Raw genomic sequence first — 26411 nt, forward strand, 5'->3', positions numbered from 1 at the left:
ATGCCGAAGCCGACTGAAGTCGCCGTCCTCGTCGTCAACGGACGCAAATTCGAGGACTGGGAATTCGTCATGGTTCGCCGCAACTGGGGCGACTCCTACGCCTATTTCCAGTTCAGCGCGGCAGAGCGCGACCCGGTCTTCAAGCCTGGCGGTCCATTCCCCGACTGGCAAAAGCTGCAGTTCAAACCCGGCGATCTTTGCAGCGTCTATCTGGCTGGCTTCCTGGCAATCACCGGCTTCATCGAGGTGCGCCAGGTTGCCTATGACGCCTTCACCCACGGCGTGATGCTCATCGGCAAGAGCTACACGGCGCTGGGTGCAAAATCGAGCGTCGATACCAAGACCGGCAGCTTCGACAACAAGAACATCGTGCAGGTCGCACAGGAGGTCTGGGCCCCTTACGGCGCGGGCGTCAAGGTCATCGGCCAGGTCGATCAGACGCCGTTCGACAAGCTGCAGAACAACACTGGCGAGCCGGTCTGGGATTTCTGCGAGCGCATCGCTCGCGACCGGTGCGCGCGGCTGGCGTGCGACGCCTTCGGCAACTTCCTGCTGATCGGCGAGCATACCGGCAACGTTGTCGCGGGGCTGGTCGAGGGCAAGAACATTCTGGCCTGCCAGTGCATCATCGACTCGACGATGGTGTTCGAGACCTACGACGTGCGCGGCAGCTCCCAGGCGAGCGACGATCACAACATGACCGACGCCAGCGAGCAGCAAGCGGTCCAGAACACGAGCGTCCAAAACGTTCTCTACAGCAAGCTGATCACGCCGATTGAGGAGTCGGTGAAGTCGCAAGGCGAGATGAAGCTGCGGGCCGATTTCGAGCAGCGCATCCACGACGGCCAGCAAATCCAGGCGACCATCACCGTGCAGGGCTGGCTGCGCGAAGGCGTCGCGCTCTGGAGCGAGGGCGAGCACGTTCACGTCTACTCGCCGATGGCGATGCTCGACGAAGAGCTGGCGATCCAGCAGGTCATCTTCATGCAGGACGACAAGCGGGGCAGCATCACCGTGCTGACGTGCGTCAACCCGGCCTTCCTGAACGCGCATCCAACTTACAAAGTGGGGTAATAGAAATGCACCGCGCCACACCGCTCAACAGCTCGCTGCGCAGCTATTCCGCTGGCGGCGCTCGCGGGGTCGTCGATCAGGTCGATGACAGCAAGTTCCTGCAGGAGATGGCCGGAAACTTCATGCACAACGAGTCGCGCAAGGGCTGTGAGGCCCCGCAGAACTATGGTTTTACGTCCGTGGTGTTCGACGCCGAGAAGGACGCCCAGGGCAAGATCAAGTCCGCCGCAGAGCATTTCACCAGCTTCATGGGCGGCAGCCGCTCCTTCCCGGTCGCAATGATGGATGATCGCCGCCACCGGCTCTTTAAGCTGGATAAAGGCGACACCGCAATGTTTCGCGGGCGCGGCGACAAGCAGCAATTCCATTTGACGAAGGACGGGGGCTTCTGGACCGCGCCGCAGGACAAGACCGTGCGCATGCACCTGGTCCAGCAGGATAGCGAGAGCAACTCGACGATGGACCAGGGCGGCGGCTCATCGGGCGGCAGCTCGGCGGGCGGCAAAGCGGCGACGCGGGACGGGAGCGGCGGCTCAAGCGGCGGCGGCGGACAGCAAGGCGGCCAGCAACAGAAGCGCGGCCAGCAATCGCTCTACAAGGACGGCCAGAAGTCGCCGCTGTTCGTCGAGGTCACCAAGGACAAGACGCGGATGGGCGGCAACCAATGCCACCTCGCGCTCGCCGATGGCGACACGTACCTGCATTGCCACACGGACAAGCAGGTTTATGTCGGCGCGGAAGCGGGCAAAGCGTCCTTCGACTACCTGGTCACGCTATCGGGCCCGTGCGTCAACAGCCTCGGCAAGATCGGGTGAACCATGCCAGCGGGCTACAACGTCCCTGACATCCGGCTCGTCCAGAACAACGTCTTCCCGCAGTATTCGGTCACGGTCGATTGGTCGCTGCTGCCCGATGGCACGCTCGACGACCGGCAGGCGCTGGCGACCGCGATCATCGTCGCGCTAGGCACCAATGCGCTCGCCAGTCCGAACGATATCCTGCCCGATCCCGACTCCAGTGATCGGATGGGCTGGTGGGGCGACATGGACGCGCAGGCGATCTGGAACGGCTGGCCCATCGGCTCCAAGCTGTGGCTGTTGCGCCGCTCCAAGATCACCCCGGCCCAGGCGCGGCAGGGTTCGACCCTGGTAACGGTCGAGAACTACATCCGCGCCGCGATCCAGCCGTTCGTCGACCGCAAGATTTGCTCGGGCTTCGATGTGTGGGTGACGCGCGTCGACACGCAGCGCATTGACGCCTTGCTGCGCATTTATCGCGGTCCGCTGCCCGAGATCGAGCTGCGATACGCTGTCCTCTGGGATGCGATGGTGAACAGCTGATGCCGTGGTCAACGCCAACCCTGCGCGACGTTCGCTCCTTGGTCCGCGACGCGGTCAACGCCTCGCTGCCTGGTGCGGACGCGAACGTCCCGAACAGCGTGCTGCGGGTTCTCTCGGATAACCAGGGTGCGCTGTGTCACCTGACGCTGCAATATGTCGACTGGCTGTCGCTGCAGCTCTTGCCCGACACCGCCGAGACCGAATGGCTCGATAGACACGGGCAAATCTGGCTGGTCAACGCGGACGGTTCGACCGGCCGGAAGATGGCGACGCTCTCGACCGGGACTGCGCAATTCCAGGGCCTGGTTGACGGCACCGTCATTCCCACCGGCACGCAGCTGCAGAGCGCGGTCGGCTTGCCCGTCGATTTCAGCTCGCCGAACACCGTGGTGATGTTCGAAACGCTTGAGGACATCACCACGTCTGCGAGCGTGCCCGTGACGGGCAACATCCGGGCGGTGGACGCAGGATCGTTCGGCAATCTGCCGGACGGTTCCTCGCTGTCGATCACGCCCAGCATTCCAGGCGTCAGCAGCGTTGCCTTCGCCTATAACGTGACGGGCGGCACCGACACCGAGACCGACGACGAGCTGCGCGCCCGCATCCTTCAGCGCATCCGCAACCCGCCGATGGGCGGGGCGCAGGCCGACTATGTCTCTTGGGCGTTGGCCGTCCCTGGCGTCACGCGGGCCTGGGCCAATGTCGAGCAAGGCATCGGCACCATGACCGTTCGCTTCATGATGGACGATCTGCGCGCCGACAACGATGGCTTCCCTCTGCAGCAGGACATCGCCACGGTAGGTGCCTATCTCGACAAGATGCGGCCAGTCACCGTCAAGGACTGCTTCGTCGCCGCGCCGATCAAGTATTTCCTCGATCTGACGATAGCGGCTCTCAATCCGAACACCGACGAGTGCAAGGCCGAGATCGAAGCGCAGCTCAAGGACATGCTGTTCCGGATGGCCGCGCCTGGTCAGACGATCTACTCGGCGTGGATCAGCGCAGCGATGATGCAGGCCCCGAGCGTGATCTCGTTCGATCTCGTCACCAACAACGATTTCGTCATGCCCAACATCGGCACCATGGCGGTGCTTGAGACAATCCTTTACGAATAGGAGTGCGCTGATGAGCGACCGGCATATCCGCCGTGCCGGAAGTGACTATCGTGACGCCTTTCTCGAACTGCTGCCACAGGGCCAGGCGTGGCCGAAGCATTCCATTGATAGTGTGCTCTGGCAGGCCTGCGACGGGCTGAACAATTACTGGGGCTATGTCGACGGGCGGGCTGCCGATCTCCTGGAGACCGAGAGCGATCCGCGCAAGACCGTCGAGCTGCTGCCTGATTGGGAGCGCAACTGGGGCCTGCCTGATCCCTGTTATAGCGCGCCGCAGACGATAGCCCAGTGCCATGCCGCACTCGTCGCGCGAATGACGCTGTACGGCTCGCAGTCGCGAGAGTTCTACATCAGCTTCGCGGCCTTCCTCGGCTACACGATCACCATCACCGAATATCGGCCGTTCATGGTCGGCATCGACGCTTGCGGCGATAATCGCGTCTATGGCGATGGCACCTTCATGCAAGATGCGTGGGGCCGCCCGATCCTCAATCCGAACGGCACGCCAGTCGCAGACGGCGAGCTAAGCGAGTGGCCGAACTACGGCCTCGGGCCGCCTGAGAACCGCTACTACTGGACAGTGCACGTCCACCAGGCCGACCTGCATTGGTTCAGGTGCGCAAGCGGCCAGTGCGGCGTCGATCCGCATCTGCGCATCGGTCGCGCCCAGGACCTTGAGTGCATCCTGGACCGCTGGAAGCCCGCGCACACCGAGATTGTCTACGACTATTCTGGCCTGACGCCTGGCGACCCGATGGCGGGCACGCCTTAAAGGACCGACCACAAAATTGAAAGCCTACGTCTACGCTATCGTTGTCGATGGCGTGATCCGCTATGTCGGCAAGGGCTCGGGTGGCCGCGCACGCGCGCACATGCGTATCGTTAGAAGCATCGCGCGTCGGCGCGCGGCAGGCGAACTGGTTCAGGCGAGTTATTTCTACAACCGCCTGACCAAAGCATGGCTTGCCGGTGCCGAGATCGAAGAACGCATGCTGATTTCCGGCCTCGATCATGAGGCTGCGTTTCAGGCAGAAATCGAGACGATAGCGTCGTTTCCGAGCGATCAGCTCTGGAATTTCTGGCCAGGCGGCGAAGGTAGCTCGAAGGGCTACGCCAAGAGCGAGCAGCAGCGACGAAAGATTGCCGAGAGCAACAAGCGTACGTGGGCGGATGAGGGCTTGAGAAGCCAGCACCGCGAACGATCCAAAGTCCATTGGCTTCGACCGGAATATCGCGAGCGCGTTCTGATCGGAAGAGCGGCGACAGATGCCACACCGGAGAGCAGATCGAAGCGCTCCGCAGCAGCAATAACTCGATGGGCAGACCATCATTTCCGCGCTCAGATCAAACAAGCCAATTCGTCCGATCAGCATCGCATGAAGCGCAGCCTTGCGGCCAAAGCAGGCTGGTCCAGGCGGCGGTCGCGCAGTCAGATGGGAGGCGACAATTCAGTATATTCAACCCTATGGCGTTTCTGATCCGAACGCGCCGTATATCAACGGAAATCCCGCGACCGGCACGCAGGGCTCGATCCCGCCAGCGGCGAGCATCGAATATCCGCAGCGCGAGATCGTTGCGCTGATCAGCGACGGCGGTCTCACCCCGGACAACGCCGACCTCACGCAGCTTGCCCAGGGCGTGCAGGGCGGCAAGCTCAACTACGCGCTCGATGCTGGAACGGCGAATGCCTATCAGGTGACGCTGACACCGGCACCGACCGCGTTGCGCGCCGGTCTCGTCGTGCGGATGAAGGTGGGCAATGCGCCGACCGGGCCTTCGGTGCTCAACGTCAACGCGCTTGGCGCAAAGCCGATGAAGAAGCGCGGCAATAAGGACATCCAGAACGGTGACTTCGCCGCCAATGACGTCATTGAGCTGGTCTACGACGGCGCCGTGTTCTTCCTCATCGGCGCAGATAGCGTCACGATGCTGGGTGCATCGCTGGACTACTACGTCTCCAACAGCGGCAGCGACACGCTCAACGACGGCCGCTCACCCGGCTCGCCCTTCGCGACCATCCAGCACGCCATCGCGGTCACACAGAGCTTCAACCTCAACGGCTACACGGTCAACATCCACGCCACCAACGGTGTCTACACCGGGCCGATTAACGCCCCGCTGATGAACGGTTCTGGCGCGGTCAACATCATCGGCAATGAGACGACGCCTTCGGCGGTGCAGCTTGTCAGTTCGACCGGCACCGCGATCGTGTTCTACGGCCCCGGCTACACCATGGCCGGCTTCAAGGTGAGTTGCAGCGGTGTCACGGCCGGCAGCGGCGATCCCGGCAACGGCGTGTGGGCGCACGGCAACAACGGCGCGGTGACCCTTCGCAACATGGAGTATGGGTCTGTTCTCGCCGGGCAAGTCGTTGCCACCGATGGCGGCTCAGTGGGGTTGACCGGCAACCACACCATCTCTGGCGGCGGTGCTTGGCACTTCTGGTGTCAGGTCAACTCGCTCATCATTCTGGACCCGGTCAACCCGCCGACTTGGAACATCCCGGCCCCTGTCACTTTCTCCGGACCGTTCTGCAACGTCACCATGCTCGGCGTGTGGGTCAACAAGATGGGCACGATCACCGGCTACGCCAACGTGACCGGCAAGAAGTACGACGCCGAAATGAACGGCATCATCTCCACCGGAGGTTCCGGCATCAACCACTTCCCTGGCACCGTTGCAGGCACAACGGGCACAGGCGGACAATACGGTTAGGAGCGCACGGCGATGGCAATCTACAACCCTCAAAACTGGTGTTGGCTCGCTGACGACGGGCGCATCTTCGCAAGCGCGCCGCAGACGATCATCGCGGCGGACGATGCCGACTACACCGCTTGGCTTGAAGCGGGCGGCTCACCTACGGGCTGGCCGCGCGATCTTGCTGGCAACCAGACCGACGATGCCTTGCAGGAGGTGCTGCAGCCGTTCGACATCTTCGTGACGCTGGAAGCCTATGCCGCCAACGTGCGGTGGAAGACGGAGACCACAAGCCTTGTTGTCAACGGCTACGTGGTCGGCACCGATGACCGCTCCAAGCTGATGATCATCGGCTCACGCATCGCAGCAGAGAACGACCCGCAATTCACGACCGACTGGGTGACCGAAGACGGCAGACTGGTGCCAATCGACAAGCACCAGATGATCGCACTGTCGGATGGCGTGCAGGATCACATCAGAGCGCTTTTCGATATCTACTCACAAGTTAAGGCCGGTATCGACGGCGGTACGATCACCACGCATCAGCAGATCGATGACGCCTTCGCGAACGTGCCGCTTTCCAAGAAGCTCAAGAACGTATTCAAACCGGCAGCCGCCAAAAAATGACCACCGTCACCATCAGCACCGAGAGCGACGCCGACTTCCGCCGCGCGTTCGTCTACCAGACAGTGGATGGAACGCCCATCGATCTGACGGGCTGGACGTTTCACATGATGCTGCGGCCTCACGTCGAGGATGCCACCGTGTCGATTGAACTGACGACCGAGAATGGACGCATCGTCCTGGTCGATGCCGTCAACGGCAAGTTTGAACTGATCGTCCTGCAAGCCGACTTGGAGCAGCTCGCGGCGCTTGAGTACCAGCAATCGTTGATCGCGAGCAAAGCGGGCGCGCAAATCCGTATCTGGCGCGGGACCTGGGCTCATAGCATGGGACCGTCGCGATGACCGATGTCGTTGTCAGAGCCGATGATGATGTGCTCGTCATGCAGGACGAGGATGACGTTGAAGTCATTCTGGCGGACCCGGTTTCGATCATCGAAGTGCGAGAGCAAGGCCCGCCCGGTCCCGTAGGGCCGCCCGGTCCTCCAGGCACTACAGGCGCACCCGGACCCAAGGGCGATCAGGGCGACAAGGGCGATCAAGGCGATCCGGGGCCGCAAGGCGCTGTAGGCCCGCAAGGGCCAAAGGGCGACAAGGGCGACACAGGCGCTGTTGGTCCTGCTGGCCCTCCCGGACCGGTGCCGGAAGCGCCGACAGACGGCATCACCTATGGGAGGGTGAGCGCGTCCTGGGCGCAAGTGCTGCCGATCGGCGGTGGCACGCTGACCGGCAATTTGGGCATGGCTTCGGCTGCGCCCACGATAACGATGAGCAAGGCATCGGGAAGTGCGGGCGCAAATTGTTCGATCCAAGGCTCTACCGGTGGCGCTTCACGTTGGATCATGGAGCTTGGCAATGCCTCAGCGGAGAGCGGCGGCAACGCGGGCAGCGATTTCGACATCATTCGTTATAATGATGCCGGTGCGGTTCAGGACGTGCCCTTCAAGATCAACCGTTCGACAGGCAACATCATCACGACCAAAGACGTGAATGCCGGTGGCGGTGTGATTGCAAACAGCGGCAGTCTTGTCGCGCAAGCGCAGCCTACAGGCAACTGCCACACGTGGTACAACGATGAGAACGCGAACAATAAGGTTTTGACATATTGGGAACGTAGCACGTCAAAATTTCACGTTCTTATGGGAAGTCAGGATTGGCAATTTCAGGGCGGCGGACAATTTCAAAGCGCCCTCGGGTACGTCTGCAAGGCGGGCTTCTCCGGCGCGTACGGCGGCAACAGTTTTAATTTCTACTACAATGCCGGATCGTTACAGGCATGGGTCGATGCCACCAATCTGGGCAACGTCTCCTTCATATCGGACTATCGCGTCAAGAAGGACGTGATCGACCTCCCCAGCATGTGGTCAACCGTCAAGAAACTGCGGCCTATCAAGTACACGCAGGCAGAGTTCACGCCACCGGCTCAACTGGAGCACAACGCCAAAGCGCGATCCGAAGGTCAAGAGTTCAGCGACGCCCCGATGTTCGCTGCCGACGACATCGAGCGTTGGGGCTTTCTCGCGCACGAGCTTCAAGGGACCACAGTCGAAAGCGTCGCGAATTGCGAGAAGGACGCGCCCGACGCGATCCAGTCGCCAAACCCTTGGACCGTGATCGCAGCGCTGACCAAGACCCTGCAGGAAGCGCAGGCGCGCATCGAGGCGCTGGAGGCCAGGTTGGCGTGACTTAAAAACAAATCCTCCCGGCCTAGGCCCCGCTTCGGCGGGGCCTTTTTTATTTGACCACTCGCAAGTGCCCACGGCGAACCTGCTCGACCGCTTCGGCATGCATCGCCTCGGCTTCATCCCAGGTTGTCGCTCGTCACGGACTCAGCGGACATCGACCGGCCGACAATTCCCGCTGAATCGGTCGAAACTGACCCTGAACGGACCTCGACGCTCGATTAGCCTGGCCCCGCCGCGCCACTACCCTCAAGCCCAACGGTCAACCCAATGGAACCATCGGCACGCAGAGCAATTCAACCGCCAGTGGCCCCTTTTGATTTGAGAATGCAAAGATGAGGAGGACAACATGCCGAACGGGTATTGGATCGGGCGCATCGATGTGATCAGACCCGAATACACCAAAGCCTACGGCCCCGCCCTCACGGCGGTGCTCCGCAAATACGACGCGAAATTCCGGGTGCGCGGCGGCACCTTCGAGGCGGTGGAGGGCAAGGCGCGCGAGCGCAACATCGTGATCGAGTTCAAGGACTACGAAACCGCGCTCGCCTGCTACCGCTCCCCTGAATACACCAAGGCGAGGGAACTGCGCGCGGGCGCCGTGGACATCGATATCATCGTGATCGAAGGCTACGACGGCCCGCAGCCCACGGATTGAGCCCCGCTTTGGCGGCGCGCACCACGCAGCCTGATATTTTGCCTCCGTAGGTCGTTCACATCGCCGAAAGTCTCCTTCTGGGCCCCAAGCGGCGGTCGGGGGATGTGTGCTATTCCGCCGCTGTTAGAGGAGAAGCAGACATCCGGCGAAGGGGCTAAGATGACGGCTCATGACCCATCTCGGTCGTTCGGCTCTAGCGTGCATTACTCGGGAAAAGTGCCAAAGATATAGACCGCACCGCGCATAAGATCGGGGCTTGGACCTATTGCGGCGAACCATTTCAAATAGATGTCAAGAATTTCGGGGCTGCTGTAAAGTTGAGAGAGACCTTTATTGACAGCGAGCCGGAAGGCCGAGTCGCCACGTGGCAAAGCTATCGCGTAGGGTTCGTAAGACAGGTTCTCTGGAAGCATCTTATACGTTGACGCATCGGCATTCTGGGCGCCGATCAGTAGGAGCTTATCGCTGGCAAATCCATCGACCGCTCCGTTCTCCAGCTCCGCCATACCCTCTTGCCGGTCCTTGACCCGGACCAGCGAGGTTTGAAGCTGACGTCGCTGCAATTCCCTTTTAAGTGCGATTTCATTCGTCGTTCCGGCAATCACGGCAATCTTTTTGCCGCCCAAGTCTCCAATACTAGAAACTCCCGAACTTGTTCGAACCAACACACCAGTATTTTCCATGAAAACAAAGCTCGAAAAGTCTACCTTCGTCATCCGCTCAAAAGAAACGGTAGATGAACCGCATTCCATGTCGGCCAACCCGGTAGCAACCGCATCAAACCGGCTTTGGGTCTCAACGGGCACCCACGCGATTGTAAGCTTGGCGTTTAGTTGCAGCTCGAGGGAGTGGACAACAAATTTGCAGAGATCGACCGTATAACCGTCAGGCTGCCCCTGTACATTCACGAAGGAAAAAGGCTTTGCGTCATTTCGGTGCGCGAGCTTTACAACCTTGGTTTCGCTAATCTGCTTTAGCCGTCCTTCCAAGGTTTGAGCCAGGGCGGCGTCGCCATAGGAGGCCATGACGACCGCAAACAGAAGAAGGCGACGCATGTTACTGCTCCCCAAGAAAGTGCCGATCGCTCGATACAGCCTCAACCACCCAGCCGCAGCGAAGATTAGCACGGCGCTGCCAACAACTCCGAATCTGGCCCGCAAGCAGCGGCCGGGGGGTGTCCCTATTCCGCCGCTGTCAGCGGGTAAGCAGACATCAGGCGAACGGGAAAAAAAATGACGCGAGTGACCCACCACCGCTGACATAAGATGCGGTTTGCTGCGGCGCATGAGTCCGGTCCTGGGCCCTTCGCGACATATTGCACCGCCATACGATCCTGGCCGCTAACGGAGCATAGCGGAAATCGTCAGTTCGCCGCCCATTGCAGCGGGCAACGCTCGTGATCCATAGCGACCACAGGAGCGCTGCGAGTCGCCGTCAACCATTTCCACGGCATCATTGAATCCCCGGCATCCCAATGGCAGGTTGTGCGCGTTTTCGCTGCGCTGAGGGCGTCCTCCTTCAAATCGGACAAGATCAGACAAACCCGTTCTATCGCCGTCGTGCCGCATGGTGCTTTTTGACAGCCAAGACCACAGCCGAGGCGGGCAACCAACTGGAGAGGTGAACGGTCGACGCTCCGATTACGGAAGTGCCTGACGGCGCGTAACGCGCGGGTACTGCAACGATGCGCCTCATGATGCGATCATCGATTAAAATTCGTCCACCATCGGGTGAATCTCCTTGGATTTGTCCGGTCGCTGCGCCGACAAAGGATACAATTGGCCGCTGACGGGACGAGGCGCAACTCGTGTTGGCCGATTTTGGAGAAAGACCTTGAGTGGAGAGCGGGTCGAGCGCCGCCTTGCGGCCATTCTTGCGGGGGACGTCGCGGGCTATTCGCGGTTGATGGGCCTGGATGAAGAAGGCACGTTGGCCGCGCTCAAGGGCCACAGACGCACGGTCGTCGATCCCAAGATCGCGGAGCACCGCGGACGCATCGTCAAGACGACGGGCGACGGTATGCTTGTTGAGTTTGCCAGTATCGTCGACGCCCTACGCTGTGCTGTCGATATCCAGCGTCAAATGGCCGAGCGCAATGTCCGGGTTCCGCCGGAGCGCCGCATCGAGTTTCGCATCGGCCTGAACGTGGGCGACATCATCATTGACGACAAGGACATCTATGGCGACGGCGTCAATATCGCGGCGCGCCTGGAAGCCCTGGCGGAGCCGGGAGGCATCTGCGTCAGCCGCATTGTGCGCGACGAGGTGCGCGACAAGCTTCATTTTTCGTTCGAGGACATGGGCGAACACCAGGTCAAGAACATCGCCCGGCCGGTGCCGATCCATCGCGTTCGGTTCGATACACCGGCCAACGAGGTCATCGAGGCAGCGCTGACCACGACCCGATCGGCACGGCCAGCGAAGCAGAAGCCGTCAATCGCGGTGTTGCCGTTTGCGAGTATGAGTGGCGACGCCGAACAGGAGTATTTCTCAGAGGGCATCACCGAGGAGATCATTACCAACCTGTCGCATTACCATTCATTTTTTGATATCTCGCGCAGCACCTCCTTTACCTACAAAGGTTTGGGAGTAGACGTCGGCAAGGTGGCTCGCGAGCTCGGCGTGCGCTACGTGCTCGAAGGCAGCGTGCGGCGGGTCGTCAATCGCGTCCGCATCTCCGCACAGCTGATCGAGGCGGCGACTGGTCATCACTTGTGGGCGGATCGCTACGATCGCGAACTGGCGGATGTCTTTGCCCTTCAGGACGAGATTGCCCGGAGCATTGCCTGCGCTATCGAGCCCGGCATTATTGCGGCCGAGATCCGGCAAGCGCGGCGCAAGGAACCAGATCAGCTCGATGCCTGGGACCGGACCATACGAGCCCATTGGCATATCCGTCGCTTCACGCGTGAGGACATGGCGGAGGCGCGCCGCCTGGTGACTGAAGCCATCTCACTGGACCCGGCAAATTCGATGGCATATGCCGATCTCGCCTTTGCTCGGCATTTCGAGGCGGTGTTCGGCTGGGGCGACGGGCCGATCGAGTCGCATACCCGGCTCGGCGAAGCGGCGCGGAAAGCGGTCGCCACCGATGACAGCGACGCAATGGCGCATACGGCGCAGGCGATCTTCGAGCTATTTTCCGGTCGTCACGAAGAGGCCCGGCGACGCCTCCATCGTGCCCTTAACCTCAATCCCAATTCGGAGTTCGCCCGCGGCTATCTTGGTGTAAGCCATGCGTTCGGCGGCGATTATGAGATTGCCTTGCAGCACTTGGAGGAGGCGATCCGCCTCAGCCCGCGAGGCTTGCTAGTGGTCATCTGGCATCTCTGCAAAGGCTGGGCCGCATTGCTGGCCGAACGGTACAAAGAGGCGGTGGAGTTCACAGAACTCGCCCGTGAAGCGAATCCCGAGTTTCCCGACATTTACGTGGTCCTGGCTTCTGCCCATGGACATCTAGGCAGTCATACAGCGTCTCGTTCCGCGCTGGATCAGTTGCTGTATCGTATGCCTGGACTAACAGCGAGCGATGAGCGCCTTGTTCGGCCGTTCGCGCGAGCGGCCGATCGAGAGCGGTTCATCGAGGGTCTTCGCAAAGCGGGGCTAACCTCCGATTCGGAAAAAGTCGTTGACGGGTCCGGCGCTTGCGGAGACGACTCACAGATCGACGACGCTCGCGGCCATCGTCGACGCGCAAGCCGTCCTAACTACAATCTTCCCATCAACCTCGAATCGGGGAGAGCATTTGGCCTCGCGGTCCCACCAACTCTCGTCCCCAGCGCTGACGATACGATCCACTAAAGGTGCTGTTTGCCGCGGTGCATGAGTCCGGAAGTGGCCTGAAGGAGCGGTTGGAGGATATCTGCTATTTCGCCGCTGTTGGGGCGTAAGCAGACATGCGGCTGACGGGCCGACGACGCGAGTGCCCCCTAACCAGACTCGGTTTGAAGGGCGACTAGTCGCTTTCGTAACGCCGCCATGCGCCGGGACTTGCACCAACCTGTCGCTTGAAAACGCGCGTGAAGTGGGCTTGGTCAGTAAAACCGCAGACCAGCGCAAGTTCAGCGAGTGGCAAGCGTGAGGTTAGCAGCAATTCCTTGGCCTTTTCGATGCGCCTTTGCAGCAGCCAACGGTGTGGGGGCATGCCGTTCGATTGCATGAATGCGCGGGAAAAATGACTTGCCGAAATTCCACAAACTGCAGCGAGAGTATTCAGGGAGAGCGAGCCGTTAAGATTGGCCTCAAGCAGTTCTTCGACGCGCCGCTGCTGCCAGGGCGCGAGCCCGCCCCGCGATCTTCTTGGCTGCGCGGACCCGCCATGCTCCACTATCAAGTGTAGTGCCGCCGCCGACAACACGTGGTCAAGAAATAGCAGACTAACCTCATCAGGTCTGTCGAACCCAGGCACCAACGAGGCGGCGAGATGGGCTATTGTAGGCTCGGGTCGAAGCACGCTGATGGGCGTCCGAAATTCGCTCATGCGCGAGATTTCATGCGAATCCGCGATCACATCTAGCGTCTTTCGCGGAAAGTAAAGCTGAACGGAATTTACTGCGCTCTTGAAGCGAGTTTCGTTTAGCCGTCGCAAATCCATCAAGCAAACAGAGCCCGCTGGCTGAGGTGGCTCGTAAGGCAGTTGCCGCCCGTCCAGCCAATTGTCGCGGTAATAGCCCTCTTGAAAGGTGATGGCAGCGATAAACGCATCCTCGATGCCCATTGGTGGGGTCTTCTCGCGACCAGGATTCTCAACCACAAGCCTGGTGGCGACGATGGACGAGTTGCGCAGGGTACAGGCGATCACGTAGGGCGCCTCGTCCGCGCCGCAAAGCTCGCCCATCCGCCTGCCAAACGATCCCTTCTGACCTGGCATTAGTCATCCTTTTTGAGGGCCGACTCTTTCGGCCGTTTTTATTCAAGAAGGGCTCCCGGGTGTTGCTAGACTTATGGTTCTGGCGGCCACATCACTGGCAATCCCGGCCAACAAAGGGGCCTAGGAGCGGTCAAAATGAAGCTTCGCCGACCATCACGGTCCCTCGATCAGCGTACGAGCGCGGCATTCTGGGTGACCGGGGTCGCAAATGCACTCTCCGCCGAGCAGCTCGACGTGCCCGAGCTTTTTCGGGATGCGGACCTGGATATCACCATGCTCGGCGATCCTGACGCGCGCTTCGCGACCGAGCAGGTTAGCTTGCTTTGGGAATTGGCCGTTGCACGCTCCGGCCCCGCGGTCGGGCTGATCGGCGCTTCGCGCGCCAAGCCTGGGCATTTCGGTGTGGTGCCTACCCTTTGATGTCTGCGCCCGACTTGCTCGGAGTTCTGCATCGGATCGTTCGATACATCGCGATCGTCAGCGACGCTGCGATCGTTTCGCTGCACAAGCAAGGCGATAGTTATCGGTTGGCCTTGGGCTTGAATCCCGGGTCCCGTCCGGTACCCCACCAGCGCTTCGCCTTCGACTTGCTGCAGTTCCTCTCGTTCTGCCGCTGGGTGAGCGGCGCCGACCTGAAGCCCGTTGGGGTGGAGCTCAGCCATCCCGGGGATTCGACTGGCGTGTTCGAGGCGGCATTTGGCTGTTTGCCCAAATTCGGGGCCAGGGAGAACGCGCTGCTATTCTCGTGCGCCAACGTGACCCAACCGCTGCCGACCGCCCATCGTCGGCTGTCGGCTGTCCATGACCGCATTGCGACCGAGCATCTGCAGCGGGTTTCAGGTTCGCGGTTCACGCCTCGCGTGCGTGCGGAGATCGTGCGTTGCCTACATGACGGCGCACCGACACGGGCTGCCATGGCTATCGCGCTCGCAATAAGCGAGCGGACCTTGTACCGCCGCTTGAGCGAGGAAGGGACATCGTTCCAGCACCTGGTCGAGGAGACCCGCCGAGAGCTGGCGGAGGACTATCTAGCGCGCCGAGACCTGTCCGCGGCTGAGGTCGCCTATTTGCTGGGATTCAAGGATCAAGGCAACTTTTTTCGCGCTGCGCAGCGCTGGTTCTCGATGACGCCCCAGGCGTATCCGTCTGCGAGCTGCGTTGGCGGTCGAATAAGATAGAGCAAGCTCGAGCTCAATGCGGTCATGCCGCAATCAGCAACGCTGCCGATCGCGGATCCGAGCAAGATCGTCAAGAGCTTTCACGTGAAGCCCGGCCGCATCGCAATTCCCGTGGCGAAGCTACCTCGTTCCGGTAGCCGAGCTGGACGAGCGCATGATGTGCGGCCATCCGTGAGATGTTGCCCGCTACGTACTTGATTGCTGAAACTGCACGAAAGCGACCGCATTCGCGACCGCCAGCACGAAAAAGATCGCCAGCAGCCAGCCCCCGTCACCGCTCATTCGTTCCCTTCCGCGCGGCTTCGCACAGCATCGAAAGGATTTCGGCAGCCTTGCGCCTGGCGATCTTCTGCCGCTTGATCATGCCCTCGTGCGCCTGAAAGCGGGTGAAGGCGTTCAGATCGATGATGCGTGCGGCTTGCTCGATAATCTCGTCTTTGCTGGTCATGACGGCTCCAGCTCCACGAAGTTGATGGCGACGCGACCGGGCTGATACTCCTCGACCCACACGCGATAGGGGCGGCTCGGAGGATATCCCGAGAAGCCGAACGCCTCCAGCACGATCCTGGCGGCGTGCTCGTTCGTGGCCTTGGCGGGATGGACCGACGAGATCGAGAGATGCCGGAACAGGCCTTGCGGCTGCTCCTCGAAAGAGATCGCGGCGACGTAGGACCCGAGCTGCACAGGATAGGTCGGATATTCCATGCGGAGCGCTTCGATGCGGTCTGGGTCCGGCCGCTCGTCGTGCTTCAGCGTGTCGATCGGGTTGGATCTGTCGTCGACAATAAGCTGCTGCATCTTTTCCCAGGGCATCGGCTTGGCCAGCGCCGACCGGATTGCCGCAGCGATTGCCGCGCGCTCGGTCTCTCCGATGATAAGCACACCACTCATTGCATCGGTCCTCCATCGGGGCTGATTTCCATGATGTCCTCGCGGTTGGACAGCTTAATTAGCTTGATCGTCTTGCCGTTCGCCTGCGCTATCCCGCGCGCCCAGGGCAACAGCATCGCGAGCCGCACCTCGTCGGCGGCGATCAGCGGGATCAGCGTGCCAGGTCCCATCAGCGGCGCGGCGCAGAGGCCTTCGCCGGTCTCGTCGGTGGAGATGAACGCCCACACCGCGTCGATCCGCCTCAACTCGTTCGGCGGGGAGTGCACTTCCGGATCGTCAGACATCGAACTCTCCTTCGTCGCTTGGCTCATAGGCGTCGGGCAGCGGAATGATCGGATCGAGTCAGCGGGTTGATGCGATCAACGCAGCCCCGGCCGATGGGCTCGCGCTTTCCCGTGATTGCGCTGCTGCTCGGCACACGTCGCGGGTTGAACGAAAAGGCCCGACCGCAGCTGACGCAGCTGCCGATAACGATTGCGAAACCCATGGTCGGGCCTTTCCATTGATTACGCGTCGCCCAGCGAGCGCGTCAGAGAGATGATGCTGCGTCGCACCTGCGGACTGACCACCTTCGAAAACGCCTCGATCAGGTCGATGCCGTCCTTGCTCGCAACAAACTCACTAACCACACTGTTCTGCTGCTTGTCCCAGGGCAGGTCACCGCCGATGAGCGCCGCCATCGTGGTCTTCAGGAAAGCAGCGATCTGGGCCAGCCGCGCCGCTGCGACACGGTTGGTGCCCTTCTCGTACTTCTGGATTTGCTGGAAGCTGATGCCCAGCTGTTCGCCCAGCTCGGCCTGGCTGATGTGCAGCTCAAGCCTCCGCGACCGGATACGCCTGCCGACTTCGCGATCCTGATCGTTCACCGCACGAGGCGATGCCTTTTGTCTACGGCGCATGTTTGCGCTCCTTCATTCCCATGCCCAGGTTTAGCTGCGCGCGGCCTTACGGGCTTTGCGCTGCTTCTCGTGATCCTTCCCAGTTCGTTTTTATTGGTTTGGTGAGTTCTCCTTTGCCTAGAGGCAATCGCTCATGCGGCCTGTTCTGCCTGGAGCGCGCCTAGCTGCTGAGCGCGCTTCCTGCGCACAGGCGGCTTCGTCTTCGTGACCTTCTTCGTCGCCTTCTTCGCGGTCGGCTTGACCGGCGCGGGCTTCAGCCGGACCTCGCCACGGTAAATCTCGATCTGGTCGTGCGTCTTGAGGTAATGCAGCTTCAATTTGATCTGCGTCGGGGTCAGGCCCGTATCGCGCACCAGGGCTGAGATCGCGATCCACCTGTCAAGCGACAGGTACTCGACCAGCTTGATGCTGCGCGACGAGGGCTTCATCACCGGTGCGGCCGGTTGCGGCTTCGGAACGTGAGTCGTGAGAACCTCGCGCACGCCGGTCGCAATCTTGGTGAGTCGCAGCACCAGCTCGGTCAGATCAGCGACTTCGCCGCGAAGCGCCTTCATCTGGTCCGGTATCGGCACGATGGCGTCGGGTTGCGGCAACTCGAGTGCCTTCGTCAGCGGCTGCGGCTTCGGTCTCAGCTGCTTCTCGTTCTGGGACTTCAGCGTCACGTTATCGGCGCGCAGAAGCTTGCGCACCTCGGCGCGGGTATTCATGCGCGCCCGCCAGTCGCTGGTGGTCTTGGCGACGAAGACGCGGCGGACCTCCTTTTCCGGCACCACCTGCCAGGCGATCTCGATGTGCCCGCCATTGGTGTCTCGGGTCTGCCCCTTGACGCCATGCAGCTTCAGTTCGTTGAGCGCGATCTCGGTCAGTTCATTGCTGTACGCCATTCCCTAAACCTATCCCTTATCGTCCGGCTCGATTGTCGCCGACGCCCGACCACCGAGCGCCCTTGCGATTTCTACTTTCCGCGATGGTCTGCCACCTTGCCGCAAGCATCCGCACGAGTGGGTGAGACCCCGCCGCAGGTTGTTGCCGTCAACAATGATCCATTTGTCTGGGCGGCACGAGCACCGGCACGCCCATGAGGCGCGGCTGCATCCGCCAACAAAACACACGACTGTCAGGCGGCCAAACTGGGCACCCGTAAGGTCGATACGTCTGGATTTCAGGTTCTCACGCGCGAGGCAATTGCATGAGCGAACATCGCCCGTGCGCAGATCGCGGGTAAATCGAATGGATAACCTCCCGCAGTCGCACTTGCAGAGCCAATTTGCCTCCCATCGCTTACCGTAGCGACGGACGCTTCCAATGTTCTCCAAGACGGTAAGCCGTCCAAATCGTTTGCCGATCAGATCAGCGCGGTTATGCGCCCCCGTCATTGCCCGCTCCCATATTGCAAGCATGGCCACTGAGCGCCTTGATGGTTTCGAGCAATGAATGGGTGCGCCCCGTTGATGCACCGCTGCTCTCGTGCCACTCGCCGTTCTCGTCGAAGGGCGGCGCGAAGATGGTCAGGGCCTCTTCTGCATTGAAGCGGACCAGGGCGGCGATGCCTTCCTCGGCGCGACGGAACAGCCAACGGCGCAGGGCCGGATCGCGATGGGCATCAGGGTAATTGGGATCGCACCATATTTGGACGACCTGAATGTTCTGCAGCTCGCAGTCGTCATTCACCAACCAGCGGCAATTCCAGAGGCCGCACTCGGGCGGCATTTGCGCCGTATGATAGACGGAGCATCCCTTGTGGAATTTCTGAAAGCGGCAACGTTCGCCTGCAGCCTTTTGTAAAGGCGGCGCAGGCAAAAGCTTGCAGCACAACGAGCAGTCACCGCAGCGTCTCATCGGTGCCCGTATCCCATCTTGCACATTTTAACCGCGCGGCTTTTGCCGCTGCTTTGCATCGTGTTCCGATGTGCCGAATGATTAGTCTGACGATTGTGGCGAAATCGTTTTTGCCGCAGATGTTTCCAGCACTGCTAAAGTTGAAATGCGAGTTGAGTGATTATTCAGCTGCCGTCCGAGTTGACTATGGCCAACCCGAACGACAACCTTTAGGACATGATGACCGGCGAGGAAGACTTGCACATGCCCGACTTGCCGCACGCGGCGATCTCGGGTCCACCTTGCCGTTACTGCCCGCCCTTCGTCATTCCGAAGGGCGGGCTTTTTTTCATTCACGCGCGAGCGCAGTCAAGCTGGACAATTTGGCCGCTCGAAAGGAGGACAGCGCATAAAAAACTCATAAGTGCCGCGACGTTTTAAGCCTCGATTGTATGGATTGCATCCGTGCAATCGTTACCGCATCGTAAGTTGCGCGCGATGGGTCGTTTGCTAAAGGCGCGGCCGGGAAACAGAGGAGCGAACTATTGTGCCGACCAAGCGCTGGCAAAGCCAGGCCGCGATTGTCTGTGAGATGGTCCTCACCATCATTGCGATCCTGCACCGTGAATGGGGACGCGGAGCGCACGCCGTTGCGGTGGCCGACATAATATTTGTGATGATGACGGTCCGGGTCAACGACGGCGCTGGCCTTCCGCCGATCTCGATCAGCGAGATAGCCAGGCGGCTCGGCATGTCGCGAACAAGCGTGCGCCGCGCACTCGTCGAGATCAGCGAGCACAACGGCGCGGTCCGCAAATCCGGCGATGGCTACATCGGCAATCCAGATTATGTGTTTGTACGGTCTGACACCGACAACTACATTCCGGAAATTCAAGAAGCGATCTTCAAGTCCGCCGCCCAGCTTGCGGCGATGAAGCCCGGTCCAGCGCGGCCCGCTGCATCGGGTCGGAAGCGGCCAGTGCAAAAGCCCAAGACGCAATAGGAGCCGCCCATGGGAAAACTCGGCAATGAGCGGTTCAGGCAAGAGCTGCGGGCGCTGATCGCCAAATACATCAAGCCGACGAGCACGTTCGAAGACTATTGCTCCGTCACCGATGAGTTGGCGAAGGAAGAGCGACGGCTAGGCAGCGAGGCCGAGAAGTTTTCGGAAGAAGAGGTCAACGCCGCAGTGACCGCCTCCAGGCAGGCCGCTATAAAGGGTGGATGATCACCGAAATCCTCGCCCAAATCCGCGCCCCCAATTTCACGGCAGGCATCGTCCTGTTCGATGACGTGGTGGTCGAGACGGCACCCATCGTCCGCTACATGCGGCGATGGTCGCGGGACCGCGTGAGAGACTACTGCACCAAGCAGGGCTGGCAGATCACCGTCGTCCACCAGATGCAGCGTGAGGATGTCACCGCGCCGCAGATCAAGCCTGGCATCGTGCAGCACGACGAGAGCTTCGAGGTCGTACGGCCGCACGGCTCGGTCGAGTTCTTCTATTTCGATGAGAATCCAGGGCGGCGCGCGGTTAACGGCCGGATTTCGAAGGAAGCCGCATTTCGCGAAGGCGCGCGCTTATCTTCAGCCAGGGGCAAAGTGAGCGGCAACGAGTGCGCGCCCCAGAGTACCTTGGATGACCTAGAGGCGCGTCATCGCGGGCAGCGGCCAGAGCCTCTACTTCTGCGGAACGGGCTGCTCGCTCTGCGGCCGGACCGTATGATTGCTTTCGGGCATTTTGTCCCTGCCTTGATCGCCATTGTAGTCGCGGCCGCCCGAGGTCGACGTGCCGCTGCCGCTCGGATTAGCCTTCGTTGCGGCGCCCGTCGTCGGCGCGCTGCTAGGTGTGGCGGAGCTTGCGGCGGGATCGCCCCTGACTGAGCCGCGACCGCTGGGCTCGCCGTTCTGGGCGTGCGCTGCACCGATCAACAACAACGAAGTCGCAAGGACTGTAAACATCGCTCTCATGAGACATTCTCTTGGTAGTAACCCAACCGTCGCCTCGGGTCGCGGTTCCGAATTTAACGCCGAGCGGTAAGAGAGCGCGGCTCTGCCAGTCACGTCACCGTATTATGCGTGGAACGGAGGTAAAAAAACGGAGCTGGACCAGGCTGGGTATGTCTTGGCGAACCTTCGCCCCGTTTCTTGACCCTCGCGCGAGTCTGCGCTTTCGTCATGCTCACGTTGCAGCGATGATACTGGTCGGGTGCTGCAGTGCGCCCGCGCGGCTGGTCAGCCGATCCTGGTGACCTGCACCGGCACAGTGCGGCCAATTATCGACTTGCAAGATCGAGCGTGCGACCGGATTTCTGGGGGCGAGATGAAGTGGGAATATTGGGTTCAGCTGCTAACTTTGCGCAGCGGGATTCATCAAGCGCTGCTCACGGCACTCAACGAGGCGGGTGAGAAGGGCTGGGAATTGGTTTCTGTGACCCACGTGAACGACGACGGGCTTCACTCGTACTCGTTTTTCTGGAAGCGGCAAAAGCCATACTAGAGGGCGGGTCGGCGGGATTGAATTAGCCATTAACCGGGTTAGTTGGCCTCGGGCGCCGGGCGAATACCGAGGGGTGACAGAGCGCCGCGATGAGAGCGATTGTGAGGTTCGGCGCGAGGATATCCCAACTCGCGCGGTGGCCGCTGGCCATGTTGGATGCGGTCGTCAGGAGGGCAAACCGCAAAACCATAGGCGCGCGCTGCGCAACCGCAGCCGCCCACTATTTCTTCTCGCACTTTTGAGGTTTCCCGCCGTTTCGGCGGGACTCTCGTGTGGGCAATTTTCTCCATCCACGAGAAGCCAGACTATCCTTGGCCGATTGTCGGAGTATTTTTGATAGCGGTGAAGGTGCTGGCGTTCGCCTAGTATGCCCTTGATGAGGGATTTCGGGTCCGAAGGGCGCTTCTTGTGTATCGCAGATTTACCGGGTGACTGCGAGGTGTGGAAACCGTGTTGCTACGATGCGACGATCCTTGAGAAGCGCTTTCATACGATGGACGAGGACTTGATAGCGCATCGTCAGCCAGGCCGATCGCTGTTCTTTACGTGGGCTGGGAGTGCAGCGATGTCAGCAACTCGGCGCCAAACCTTGCGAAATTTGTGCTCCAGCCAAGGATAAGCGCTCCGCTCAGAAACAACGACAGGACCTTTGCCTGGTTTTTGGCCCAGGAACGCGATGGCATGCTCTAGTTCTTCCATGACCATCGGATGGGCCTTGAGATCATGCTCGACAATTCCATCTCGTTTACTGTTGGTACGCAACACCAGTTCGTCGTCAATCTGCTCCCAGCGAAGACCGCCAATCCATTTGCCGTATCGCGGATGTAAGACGTCCGACGCTGCAGGATCGTGTTTCGGTACCCATTCTCCAAGTACCTCTTTCTGCGTGAGCCGAAGCTCAAATTGCAAAGCTTGTGCAAATGCCATCGAGAAGTAGCCAATTTCTCTCGCCTTGTTTCTAAGCGCCGTAGCTTGCTCCTTCGTCATCCTTACCATTCGCGCGGGTGAACTGGACTGAAACCGAGCAAGGTCAAGAAGTTCGAAGAGCCGCGTGCATTCTTTGTCTTCCAATATGGTCGCACCAAACCGAAATAAGACGCGCAGGCGGCCAATCAGTGCAGTCGCCATCGCGACCTTGCCGCCTGCCGCCCAATCGCGATGCCAACCTACCAAGGTACGCGCGCGAATATCGCGGAGCCGTTCGGCGCCTTTCTCGCGAACGATTCTCGCGAGCAGCCGCTGATGTCTGACGCGGACGTCATGCTTAAGGTTGTGGAAGGACGAGTCTGGATCGGTGCGGTACGCGTCAACCAGACTTGCAAGCGTGAGGGTCATTGATGGATGATCTGCCCGTCTAAGAAATAGGTACCGAGAATAATCAGTACGATTGTTATTGTCCCGACGATGCCGAGCACGCCCTCGGCCCTTATCGTCGATCCAAAAAACTGGATTTCCATTCGTTGTCGGTGTTGCACAGTGATTCTCTCCTTACGATTGAACCTGCACTGTTGTGCTCGATCCACGGAGGAAAACAATCGACGCCCTTCGAAATATCCTAATATCTCGATTTTTCATGTACTTAGTGGCGTGGACCGCAGATTGTCGCTCTACGCAGAAGAGCGATGTTGTGCAGTGCAGCGACTTGCTTTGGCTCTAAGTCTAAGAGCCACCGACAGAATTTGTGAGCGGCGCAAACGGCAAGCACCGAGAAATGACTGACTGCTGACTGACACCTCTCGGCGTCGTAATAATTTCAACTACTTAACTAGACTGTCGTTCTTTACCCAGGAGCGATGTTCTAGTCTATCCCCGCTATTCGACGCGCTAAAGAAGCGTGAGTTGAGCCTGATCCTCGCCGACGTGACGGGCGACAAAGCGTTCTAGATGAAGTGGGATAGCACCGAAGCAGCGTTGCCTAAGTTCGTAGGCGATGTCCTCGGAAGCGTCTCGCGACCAGCCCTCGCTGGTGTTGAAGCTGACCACCCGGATCGGGTCGTGGTACTGCCCCTCCATGAGGTGGCGCAGCAGCGTATCGCGGTCGGTGTCCTCTTCGCTCGCTTCGGGCCAGGCGGCCGAGGCGCTCCCCATAGTCGTCCAGCACCAGGTAAATGTCCTGATCGGACCCAGGAACAATCGACGAGGAGATACGCATAACGAGGGCCTTCGCGAAGGGCTGCAGGGGGCAATCCAAGCCCTCGCGCGGGTCGTCGTCAACCATCTTCCGAGCAGCTAGATTTCGCATTTCGGGCTAAAAGGAATATCCTGCGCACATCCAAATGGGAGTTAGAGGTGTAGTCATGCTAATTCCTGGTAGTGAACACGATCCACGCCCATGGGGCCCGCCTGAGACCCTCAAGCAAATTCTAGCCTATGTCGCACTCAATCTGGTCCTACTCGCCGTGATAGCTGTTTGGCTTGGATGATCGGGGCCGTCCATGGCCGCGACTCTGATTTTCAATGTAAAGGGCGAGACCGTGATGACGTCCGCGTGGACCGCTCGTTTCAGTCCAGCGAAGACGTCGTTGTTTTCGGTTCGCGAAGCGGTACTCACAATCTCCTATTTGGGCGGAGGGGCGGTAGGGTACCTGATGGTTTCTGGGACCGGCCAGGTCGACTCAGGCGTCCGAAGTGTCGACTTTTTCAATATGACCATGTCCGATTTTGAGAAGCTGGTCGCCTCCGGTCCGGTGGTGGACTTGCGTCCGTACCAGCAGCATTAAGACTCCCATTTTCAGGTGCATATGCCTATCTGCAGGCCATGCGCAGCACGTTCGAGCTCGCCCTGCCGGTCAAGGCGGCCAAGGTTCCTTCTGGCCCTGACTGGCTCCATGAAATCAAACACGATGGCTACCGGATGCTGGTGATCCGGGAGGCCAAGGTCGTGCGCGTCCTGAGCAAGACCGGCCTGGATTGGACGAAGCGCTTTCCCTGGATTGTTGAGACCGCGCTCAAGCTGCGCCAGGAGAGGTTCGTCCTCGACGGCGAGGCGGTTGTCCTGGGCGTCGACGGGATATCCGACTTCGATGCCCTGCGGTCCGGCAAGCACAATGACGAGGCCCAGCTCTACGCCTTCGACATGCTCGCGGGCGGCGGCGACGATTATCGCAAGCTGCCGTTGTTCCTTCGGAAGCAGAACCTGGCCCAACTCCTGGCGCGCCGCCCCGAGGGCATCCACGCCGCGCCTTTCGAGCAGGGCGAGATCGGCCCCGATCTATTCCGGGCCGCCTGCAAGATGGGCCTGGAGGGCCTGGTGTCGAAGCATCGTGAGCGCACTTATCGCGGAGGTCGGTGTCGCACATTGGGTGAAGACCAAGAACCCGGCGCATCCCGGCTATAGCCGCGTCCAGGACACGCATAGGGCGCGCGACCGTGACCCGCTAATTTCAGGCATTAGGTAGCAAACTTCAGTTTTGCTACACTCCCGGCATGGAGCCGGGTTTCAGACCGAAATGGACTAGGGACGATACGCGCCTTTGCGCGCAAACGGGCGCGGCTTTTATTGGGATCTGCGCACTTACAGGGTACGGCAACGGTGATGGTTTGCTTTGGGGCATGGCCGGTGGCGCTGGCCTATGGGCCATCATTGTAATCGGAGCCCTAGCTAGGCTCGCTTATGGCAGATTACGGCGATGAGTCCTTGCCAGCCGGGACAAACGGCGCACGGGCGACGTACCGGAAAAATACTGGAAAACGCTTGAAAAAAGCGTTTCCCGACACTGGGCCGACACTGACGGCGTCTGTTATTGAGTTCATTGACCTTTTCCCCCTCGTGGCGCGTCCCGCAAGGGGAGACGGGATGGCAGCGTGCGCGTGGCCGAATCAATCAAGCACTACGATGCCTCACAACACCACCCGCCGTCCCTCCTCCGCGGCCCAATAGCCGGCGTAGTTCACCTTGATTGTCTCGAACGCCAGCGCGAGATCCGACAGCGGCTGCCGGCCGGTCGCCACACACTCCATAAAATCCTGGATCTCCTGCAAATAGCCGCGCGTCCATTCCTCTTCGAGGCAGACATATTGCCAGCCGGTTTTGCGGTCGACCTTTTCGGTGATGTAGACCGAGGCGAGCTTCTCCTCGCTGGTCTGATAGCTCACCAGATGCGTATTCGGCGTGATGTTGGCGAACAATGAGCCGCCGCTGGTGTAGGTCTCGATCAGATTGCGAACGCCGCCCATGATCATGTCCCCGGAAAACACCGTCGCCTTGGTACCGTCGGAGAAGGTGATGGTGAGCGTGCCCCAATCCTCGACATCGACCGGGTTGGCCTTGATGTAGGCGCGCTCCTCCGGCTTGAGACCGGCGGTGACGTTGCCGACGTCGCAGGTGACGCTCGCGACGCTGATCGTCTCACCACGCGCTTTCGCCTCGACCTGCTTCAGGTAAAGCACCGCCGACAGCGGGTGGCAGCCCATGCGGATCAGCGAACCGCCACCGGTCATCGCCCATTGCGCGGCGTGCGCGGCATGCGAGCCGGAGTGGCTCTCCTCGCCCTTCATGAACAGGATCTTGTCCTTCGTCGCCCTGATGATCTCCGCGGTCTTGGTCACCGCCGGCGCATAGACCCAGTCCTCGGCATACATGAAGAGCTTCCCAGTCCGCTGTATCGCGTCGCGCGTGGCCTCCATCTCCTCCAGCAGGCGCTCGTACATCAATGCCTTCGGCACGTGCTTCCCGATTGGCAGCTTGTCGCCCTCGCGGCCGAAATAGCCGGCAAAGGGCTTTTCGCAGATCACGTGCCTGCCCGCCTGCATGGCCGCAACGATCATCGTCGCATGCAGATTGGGGGGCGTGCAGATGTCGACGACGTCAATATCAGCGTCGGCGATCAGGTCGGAAAAGCTTCGATAGCTGCGCGGGATTTGATGACGGCGGGCGAACTCCACGACATGGTCGCCGCGCGCGGCAACCGCCGCAACCTCGACATCCACGCCATAGACACGCCGAAACGCATACATATGCAGTTCCGACACGAAACCGCAGCCCACGAGCCCTACCCTGACCTTCGCCATTGCGCCCCCCTCCGCATGTGTTTGGGCGGCATTATAGCGAGCTTGCGGGCAGACGC

29 protein-coding genes and 1 pseudogene are annotated in these 26411 nt (G+C 60.4%); 19 read left to right on the forward strand and 11 right to left on the reverse strand.

What is annotated here, in order from left to right:
• From SO156_RS28435 to SO156_RS28485, 11 genes are all read left to right on the forward strand, one after another.
• Window positions 1–1074: a phage baseplate assembly protein gene (locus SO156_RS28435; RefSeq protein WP_458144265.1), complete on the forward strand. Its 1074-nt coding sequence runs from the start codon at window positions 1–3 to the stop codon at window positions 1072–1074.
• Window positions 1075–1079: 5 nt separating this feature from the next.
• Complete coding sequence (locus tag SO156_RS28440; RefSeq protein WP_498537059.1) at window positions 1080–1889, forward strand: phage baseplate assembly protein domain-containing protein; 810 nt, start codon at window positions 1080–1082, stop codon at window positions 1887–1889.
• Window positions 1890–1892: 3 nt separating this feature from the next.
• The gene (locus SO156_RS28445) at window positions 1893–2414 is read left to right on the forward strand and encodes a phage GP46 family protein (RefSeq protein ID WP_458144263.1); all 522 of its coding nucleotides are present in this window, start codon (window positions 1893–1895) and stop codon (window positions 2412–2414) included.
• Entirely contained in the window at window positions 2414–3529 is a 1116-nt protein-coding gene (locus tag SO156_RS28450) for a baseplate J/gp47 family protein (protein ID WP_458144262.1), read from the forward strand. Before SO156_RS28445 ends, SO156_RS28450 begins: the two co-directional genes overlap by 1 nt.
• A gap of 10 nt (window positions 3530–3539) precedes the next feature.
• Window positions 3540–4301, forward strand: coding sequence for a YmfQ family protein (locus tag SO156_RS28455; RefSeq protein ID WP_458144261.1), 762 nt, complete (start codon window positions 3540–3542; stop codon window positions 4299–4301).
• A 52-nt stretch (window positions 4302–4353) separates the two neighbouring features.
• Window positions 4354–5007 (forward strand): hypothetical protein, encoded by a 654-nt coding sequence (locus tag SO156_RS28460; protein WP_498537060.1) that lies wholly within the window; start codon window positions 4354–4356, stop codon window positions 5005–5007.
• A complete protein-coding gene (locus SO156_RS28465; protein WP_458144259.1) occupies window positions 4919–6244 on the forward strand; it encodes a hypothetical protein in 1326 nt (441 codons plus the stop codon). The genes SO156_RS28460 and SO156_RS28465 overlap by 89 nt, the downstream gene beginning before the upstream one ends.
• A gap of 12 nt (window positions 6245–6256) precedes the next feature.
• On the forward strand, window positions 6257–6853 hold the full coding sequence (locus SO156_RS28470; RefSeq protein WP_458144258.1) for a DUF4376 domain-containing protein: 597 nt from the start codon (window positions 6257–6259) through the stop codon (window positions 6851–6853).
• Entirely contained in the window at window positions 6850–7194 is a 345-nt protein-coding gene (locus SO156_RS28475) for a hypothetical protein (protein WP_458144257.1), read from the forward strand. The genes SO156_RS28470 and SO156_RS28475 overlap by 4 nt, the downstream gene beginning before the upstream one ends.
• Window positions 7191–8534 (forward strand): collagen-like triple helix repeat-containing protein, encoded by a 1344-nt coding sequence (locus SO156_RS28480; RefSeq protein ID WP_498537061.1) that lies wholly within the window; start codon window positions 7191–7193, stop codon window positions 8532–8534. The genes SO156_RS28475 and SO156_RS28480 overlap by 4 nt, the downstream gene beginning before the upstream one ends.
• 346 nt (window positions 8535–8880) lie before the next feature.
• Window positions 8881–9189: a DUF1330 domain-containing protein gene (locus SO156_RS28485; protein WP_498537062.1), complete on the forward strand. Its 309-nt coding sequence runs from the start codon at window positions 8881–8883 to the stop codon at window positions 9187–9189.
• Between the two features lie 203 nt (window positions 9190–9392).
• On the opposite strand, the gene SO156_RS28490 is transcribed toward SO156_RS28485, so the two are convergent.
• On the reverse strand, window positions 9393–10244 hold the full coding sequence (locus tag SO156_RS28490) for an amino acid ABC transporter substrate-binding protein (protein ID WP_498537063.1): 852 nt from the start codon (window positions 10242–10244) through the stop codon (window positions 9393–9395).
• A 778-nt stretch (window positions 10245–11022) separates the two neighbouring features.
• On the opposite strand from SO156_RS28490, the gene SO156_RS28495 reads away from it, so the two are divergent.
• Window positions 11023–12990: an adenylate/guanylate cyclase domain-containing protein gene (locus SO156_RS28495; RefSeq protein WP_498537064.1), complete on the forward strand. Its 1968-nt coding sequence runs from the start codon at window positions 11023–11025 to the stop codon at window positions 12988–12990.
• Between the two features lie 154 nt (window positions 12991–13144).
• Here the strand turns inward: SO156_RS28495 and SO156_RS28500 are convergent, their stop codons facing one another.
• Window positions 13145–14059: a helix-turn-helix domain-containing protein gene (locus tag SO156_RS28500; protein WP_498537065.1), complete on the reverse strand. Its 915-nt coding sequence runs from the start codon at window positions 14057–14059 to the stop codon at window positions 13145–13147.
• A 273-nt stretch (window positions 14060–14332) separates the two neighbouring features.
• Between SO156_RS28500 and SO156_RS28505 the strand changes: the two are divergent.
• Window positions 14333–14769, forward strand: a pseudogene (locus SO156_RS28505) (AraC family transcriptional regulator ligand-binding domain-containing protein); the annotation flags it as partial.
• Between the two features lie 204 nt (window positions 14770–14973).
• The gene (locus SO156_RS28510; RefSeq protein WP_498537096.1) at window positions 14974–15237 is read left to right on the forward strand and encodes a helix-turn-helix transcriptional regulator; all 264 of its coding nucleotides are present in this window, start codon (window positions 14974–14976) and stop codon (window positions 15235–15237) included.
• A gap of 271 nt (window positions 15238–15508) precedes the next feature.
• Here SO156_RS28510 and SO156_RS28515 read toward each other — a convergent pair whose 3' ends face one another.
• From SO156_RS28515 to SO156_RS28540, 6 genes are all read right to left on the reverse strand, one after another.
• Window positions 15509–15685, reverse strand: coding sequence for a hypothetical protein (locus SO156_RS28515; RefSeq protein ID WP_498537066.1), 177 nt, complete (start codon window positions 15683–15685; stop codon window positions 15509–15511).
• Window positions 15682–16128: a hypothetical protein gene (locus SO156_RS28520; RefSeq protein WP_498537067.1), complete on the reverse strand. Its 447-nt coding sequence runs from the start codon at window positions 16126–16128 to the stop codon at window positions 15682–15684. Before SO156_RS28520 ends, SO156_RS28515 begins: the two co-directional genes overlap by 4 nt.
• Window positions 16125–16412, reverse strand: a complete 288-nt coding sequence (locus tag SO156_RS28525) for a hypothetical protein (protein WP_498537068.1) — start codon at window positions 16410–16412, stop codon at window positions 16125–16127. Before SO156_RS28525 ends, SO156_RS28520 begins: the two co-directional genes overlap by 4 nt.
• Window positions 16413–16634: 222 nt before the next feature.
• A complete protein-coding gene (locus tag SO156_RS28530) occupies window positions 16635–16994 on the reverse strand; it encodes a helix-turn-helix domain-containing protein (protein ID WP_498537069.1) in 360 nt (119 codons plus the stop codon).
• A gap of 164 nt (window positions 16995–17158) precedes the next feature.
• Complete coding sequence (locus tag SO156_RS28535; protein WP_498537070.1) at window positions 17159–17911, reverse strand: hypothetical protein; 753 nt, start codon at window positions 17909–17911, stop codon at window positions 17159–17161.
• Window positions 17912–18386: 475 nt separating this feature from the next.
• Window positions 18387–18701: a hypothetical protein gene (locus tag SO156_RS28540; RefSeq protein ID WP_458144248.1), complete on the reverse strand. Its 315-nt coding sequence runs from the start codon at window positions 18699–18701 to the stop codon at window positions 18387–18389.
• Window positions 18702–19392: 691 nt separating this feature from the next.
• On the opposite strand from SO156_RS28540, the gene SO156_RS28545 reads away from it, so the two are divergent.
• The 3 genes from SO156_RS28545 to SO156_RS28555 are packed head-to-tail and all read left to right on the forward strand — an operon-like array spanning window position 19393 to window position 20729.
• Window positions 19393–19848, forward strand: a complete 456-nt coding sequence (locus SO156_RS28545) for a helix-turn-helix domain-containing protein (RefSeq protein ID WP_458144247.1) — start codon at window positions 19393–19395, stop codon at window positions 19846–19848.
• 9 nt (window positions 19849–19857) lie between these two features.
• Window positions 19858–20073, forward strand: a complete 216-nt coding sequence (locus tag SO156_RS28550) for a hypothetical protein (protein WP_458144246.1) — start codon at window positions 19858–19860, stop codon at window positions 20071–20073.
• Window positions 20070–20729: a hypothetical protein gene (locus tag SO156_RS28555; protein WP_498537071.1), complete on the forward strand. Its 660-nt coding sequence runs from the start codon at window positions 20070–20072 to the stop codon at window positions 20727–20729. The genes SO156_RS28550 and SO156_RS28555 overlap by 4 nt, the downstream gene beginning before the upstream one ends.
• Window positions 20730–21864: 1135 nt before the next feature.
• On the opposite strand, the gene SO156_RS28560 is transcribed toward SO156_RS28555, so the two are convergent.
• Together SO156_RS28560 and SO156_RS28565 are read right to left on the reverse strand one after the other, a co-directional pair.
• Window positions 21865–22680 carry a hypothetical protein gene (locus tag SO156_RS28560; RefSeq protein ID WP_498537072.1) on the reverse strand — a complete coding sequence of 272 codons (816 nt, stop codon included), beginning with the start codon at window positions 22678–22680 and terminating at the stop codon, window positions 21865–21867.
• A gap of 489 nt (window positions 22681–23169) precedes the next feature.
• Complete coding sequence (locus tag SO156_RS28565) at window positions 23170–23433, reverse strand: hypothetical protein (protein ID WP_498537073.1); 264 nt, start codon at window positions 23431–23433, stop codon at window positions 23170–23172.
• A gap of 347 nt (window positions 23434–23780) precedes the next feature.
• Here SO156_RS28565 and SO156_RS28570 point away from each other — a divergent pair, with 347 nt between their 5' ends.
• Window positions 23781–24065 carry a hypothetical protein gene (locus SO156_RS28570; RefSeq protein WP_498537074.1) on the forward strand — a complete coding sequence of 95 codons (285 nt, stop codon included), beginning with the start codon at window positions 23781–23783 and terminating at the stop codon, window positions 24063–24065.
• Between the two features lie 38 nt (window positions 24066–24103).
• Entirely contained in the window at window positions 24104–24682 is a 579-nt protein-coding gene (locus SO156_RS28575) for an ATP-dependent DNA ligase (RefSeq protein WP_498537075.1), read from the forward strand.
• 503 nt (window positions 24683–25185) lie between these two features.
• On the opposite strand, the gene SO156_RS28580 is transcribed toward SO156_RS28575, so the two are convergent.
• The gene (locus SO156_RS28580; protein WP_498537076.1) at window positions 25186–26355 is read right to left on the reverse strand and encodes a Gfo/Idh/MocA family protein; all 1170 of its coding nucleotides are present in this window, start codon (window positions 26353–26355) and stop codon (window positions 25186–25188) included.
• Between the last annotated feature and the right edge of the window lie 56 nt (window positions 26356–26411).

The organism is Bradyrhizobium sp. UFLA05-125 (assembly GCF_059803515.1).